This is a genomic window from Microcoleus sp. F4-D5 (assembly GCF_036704885.1).
GTDB lineage: Bacteria > Cyanobacteriota > Cyanobacteriia > Cyanobacteriales > Microcoleaceae > Microcoleus.
Window position 1 is genome coordinate 5,173 of sequence record NZ_JAUBSX010000139.1, and the last position, 4,429, is coordinate 9,601.

The following is a 4,429-nucleotide window of genomic DNA, read 5'->3' on the forward strand; positions in this document are numbered from 1 at the left end:
TGTCGGGATTAGTGGGTTGATTAGTAGTGACGATCGCACTATTGCCTTGAGTGTAAGAATTGATAAAAGATTGCCCCTGAGCAATCGTACCCACAGCATTGCTGGCGATCGCCCCAGCAGTACCGTTAGCCGTCGCATCTCCCACCGCAAAAGGCGTCGGCGGATTCACATCGCCCCCGCCGTGGCGGATCGTAACTGTGCCCGGTTGAGTGTCGCCAAGAGTCGAGATGCTAACAGGAGTGCCGTTTTGGTCAAAAGTACCCGTCACTCGAACTAAACCCGGAGTTGCGATCTCAACATTACCGCCCGGAGCATCGATCGATGCAACACTGATATTATTTTGAGCGTTAAGATTTACTGTAGAAGTGCGATCGGCACTAACAACAGGATTAACATTTATTCGCCCAATTGCGATTTCGTTACCCGCTAAAATTCCCACACTTTCGCCAGCACTTATATTACCAGTGCTCACAGTTCCCCTGCTGCTAGTCACATCAACAGCAACTCCCTGCAAGTCTCGTGCATTTACATTGCCCGAAGAAGCTGTCAAATTGACATTTCCTGTTGTGGCGTCCGTATTGCCAATAATATTAATACTTCCAGAATTGCTATTGACATTAACTCCAACTCCCCGCAAATTTCCTGAATTTACATTGCCAGAAGCTGTCAAATTGACAGTATTTTCTGTTGCTGTAGCGCGTCCAAGATCAATATTTCCCGAAGTGCTATTTACATTAATTCTTGTTCCCAGCAAATCCCCTGAACTTACATTGCCAGAACCTATTATATTAATATTCCCAATAGATGTAGTATTGCCGATCGCAATATTTCCCCCATCGCTATTGACGGCAACTGCTCCCCCTTGCAAACTCCCTGCCTGCAAGTCGCTGGATGCTCTCAAAGCAATAGTGCCAGTGCCAGCGTCGATCGATGCAACATTAATATTAGTTTGGGCATCCAGATTGACTGTGGGAATTATGGGATTAGCTGGATTTGCGGCGGCAGGATTAACAGTTATTGCCCCTGTGTTGATTAACTGTCCTGCTAGAATTCTGACATCTCCGGTAGTAGCGATCGCACCCGTATTAACACTCCCATTGCTGCTAGCACTGACAGTCGCAGCGGTGAGATTGCCAACCGTTAAGTCCCTAAAAGCTGTCAAATTGATATTCTCACTTGCTGTGATATTGACTGGTGCAGTATTAGGAACAAAGGTATTGGGATCGGCCAACACTCCCACTGCCCCGGAGTTACTGGTAATATCAACATTAGATCCCTGCAGAGTCCCAAAATTCACATTGCCAAAAGCTCTGAGTGCGATCGCCCCGGAAGTCCCAGTATCGATCGACCCTGTTACTATATTGCCTCGAACAGTATTCAGACTAATACTGCCGTTGATATCAGCACGAGAAACGTCACTTGTCAATATAATATTGTCATTAGCTTGAATATTAATTGTCGAACTAGACGTTAATCTGCCCCCAACTACCACTGCCCCTTCCCTGCTTTCGAGACTAATTTGACCGCCATTAATATCTCTAGTTGCGATACTTCCCGGCGCTGACAAAATCACCGGCCCGCCGGCAGAAATATTTTCAACAGAAATCAAATTATTCGACAAAAGAGACGGAGGAGTAAATATTGCATCGTCACCTAAAGGATTAGGTTGTTCGTTATCACCCGGAGTATCGGCAGGAGAATTAGGAACATTAGGAGAATTTGCCAAATTTTGCACTCCCGCCCGCAGAATTAAGGCCGGACTGCTGGTTAAAATAGCAATATCTGGATCGCCACTCACATTTTCTCTACCCAATGCAATATCGGGGCCGGTAATTGTAATATCCTCGGCAAAAATGCTCCCCCTCGCCTCGACTTTCAGCGAAACTCCGGTATAATCTCCGAAGAAAACATCTCCTTCCGAACTGATAATCGGGTCAAATAAACTGACAAAGTTTCCCGGCATTCCCGACAAATTGCGAATCGAAAAATTCCCACCAGAAACAAAGTGGGAATCACCCGAAATAACGCCGTTGCTAAGCAAACTCAAATTGCCGCCGCTTTGGAATTGCGGGGGAAGAGACAAGCCGCCGATCGCATTTTGAGTCAGAATATCAATAGTGCGATCGGCCTGAATGTATAAATTCCCCCCAGCCTGCGCCAAAAAAGGATTCTGGGCGCTGTCCCTGACCCGCACCGCATCGGAGCCCAGCAAACTCAAATCTCCCGTAGTTTGCAGCCTAGCGCCCGCTAACGTGAGATTTTCCGCAGCCCATAAATTCGCACCTCCCGCATTCAACTGCGGCAGCCCAGACACATTAGCAGCAATCGCCACATCCCCAGAATTCACCTGCAAACCAGAAGCCACAAGCCGCACAGAACCGTCATCCGCAACCGCAACACCCGCCGCCTGATTTTGCCCAGTACCTGTCAGCAACTGCGGCAAAGAAACAGGATTTAAAGTCTGTTGAAAATTGCCAAAATTTCCGCCCGCTGCTATTTCCAAACTCAACAAATGCCCCGGTTGACTAATGCGTAAAACACTATCTCCCCCAACAGCAGCAACAGTAATTTGCCCGCCCGCAGCCGACAACTGCCCGGTACTAACAACCGTACCGCCAAGCAAAGCCAAATTTTGCCCCGGAGTCACAGCCAAATTGCCAGCATTAACAATACTTCCCGGTACACCCGCACTAAAATAAAAACCATTTGGCGTACCAACCAAGGCGCTAAAATTATTTGCACCCGCAGCATAAAACCAATTTGAACCAAAACCGACACCAGTAGCAGTAGTTGCAGTAAAAGCCGCCGGCACATTCAAACTCGCGTTCGGGCCAAACACAATCCCCGCAGGATTAATTAGAAACAGATTAGAATTGCCGCCCGTGACAGTAATTAAACCGTTAATGAGCGAAGCGTCCCCGCCAGAAATTCGAGCTAATATATTCTGAATAGCCGAATTAGTCAGAAAATTAGCAATTTGACCTTGATTCAAGCCAAACTGCCCAAAACTGTGAAAAAGATTCGCGCCGTCTCCCGACAAACTGCCGCCGTTGATATCATAGCGGTTGCCGCTGGGAGTGACAACAGTACCCGTACCGTCAGCAGCAGGGATTATAGGCTGTGCTTGCGCGAAAGTATTAAAAATTAACAAAGAAAACGGACAAATAAATAGCGCAACCTTTTTAATCTTTAAGTTGGCATTTTTCATAGCAGCAAGTAAAACTATCGCAATTGCCTTAATTATCGCACTTGCAAACAACTTACCTCTAAATAACAAATTAATTCGCTCATGACAACTCCCAAAATCAAAAGCCTCTACACAGACGGGGCTTGTTCCGGCAACCCGGGCCCAGGCGGCTGGGGTGCAGTAATTTGTTTCGCCGACGGCAAATGTCACGAACTCGGAGGTGGAGACCCCCAAACCACTAACAACCGCATGGAAATGCAGGCGGCAGTCGCTGCGCTGGAATTTTTTGCCCGTTCCGGTCAAAGCGAACCAGTCACCGTTTACACCGACAGCGAATACGTTAAAAACGGCATCACCAAATGGATTCAAGGCTGGAAAAATAAAGGCTGGAAAACTTCAACGGGCAAAGAAGTTGTCAACCAAGACCTCTGGCATCTGCTAGACAAGCTGAATTCCCGGCAAATCCAGTGGGAACACGTCCGCGGCCACTCCGGCAACTTCTACAATGACAGATGCGATGAAATCGCCCGCAGCTTCTCGCACAATCTCACTCCCGAACTGCAACAGCACAAACCAACGGGAGACGAGGCCGGGACGGGCACGGGGGCACCGCCCCTACACTTTGACAAGACAATTGTTTGGGAAGAAACGGACACAACTGGTAACAAAACGATAGAATCCTATGTCATAACTTCTGACCTTCCGATCTCCAACTCTACCATGATGGATTCAACTGCCGATACCCTGGAGAACTTGCCCCGCGAGGTGAGGGTTCAAGACCTCCGCAATCTGATCGAAACGTTGCACATCGCCGACGAGGTTGCTACGAAAGGCTACTTGATTACCAGTTCTGAACTGGCTGATTTGATGGATGTAAATGCCAGCGCTGTCACCAGTCGTGGAGACAACTGGGTGTGGCGAAATTGGGTAGTTTCGCGGGTGCGCCGCGAAGGCAACCAAATTCTCTGGCAATTAGAGAGAATCGACCACGTTAGTACAACTGATTAGTGGTTGGTCATGAGTTATTAGTTGATTAATGACTGATGACTAATGACTGTCTCAAAGCAAGATTTGGCAAAATTCCGCAGGGACACAACATTAGTTGTGTCCTTTTGGTCATCAGTTTACCAAGAAATTGGGTCTAAAGCCCCGTCCTTATAGGACGGCTTTAATTTCTACCTTTTGTAAGTAATTATCAAATAGGTAGATATTTTGGGTAAAAGTTGTAGTAAAAATGATCGA

2 protein-coding genes are annotated in these 4,429 nt (G+C 47.4%); one reads left to right on the top strand and one right to left on the bottom strand.

Annotated elements, in window-relative coordinates; all coding sequences use genetic code 11:
* Positions 1-3,208: two-partner secretion domain-containing protein (locus QUA80_RS32385; protein WP_333429015.1), on the bottom strand; the 3,208-nt coding region annotated here is incomplete at its 3' end.
* A gap of 81 nt (positions 3,209-3,289) precedes the next feature.
* Here QUA80_RS32385 and rnhA point away from each other — a divergent pair.
* The gene (gene rnhA, locus QUA80_RS32390; RefSeq protein WP_333429016.1) at positions 3,290-4,195 is read left to right on the top strand and encodes a ribonuclease HI; all 906 of its coding nucleotides are present in this window, start codon (positions 3,290-3,292) and stop codon (positions 4,193-4,195) included.
* Positions 4,196-4,429: the final 234 nt, after the last annotated feature.

What these genes read in the sequence shown, in the direction of transcription:
- rnhA (WP_333429016.1), top strand. Translation starts at nt 3,290, where the DNA reads ATGACAACTCCCAAAATCAAAAGCCTCTACACAGACGGGGCTTGTTCC.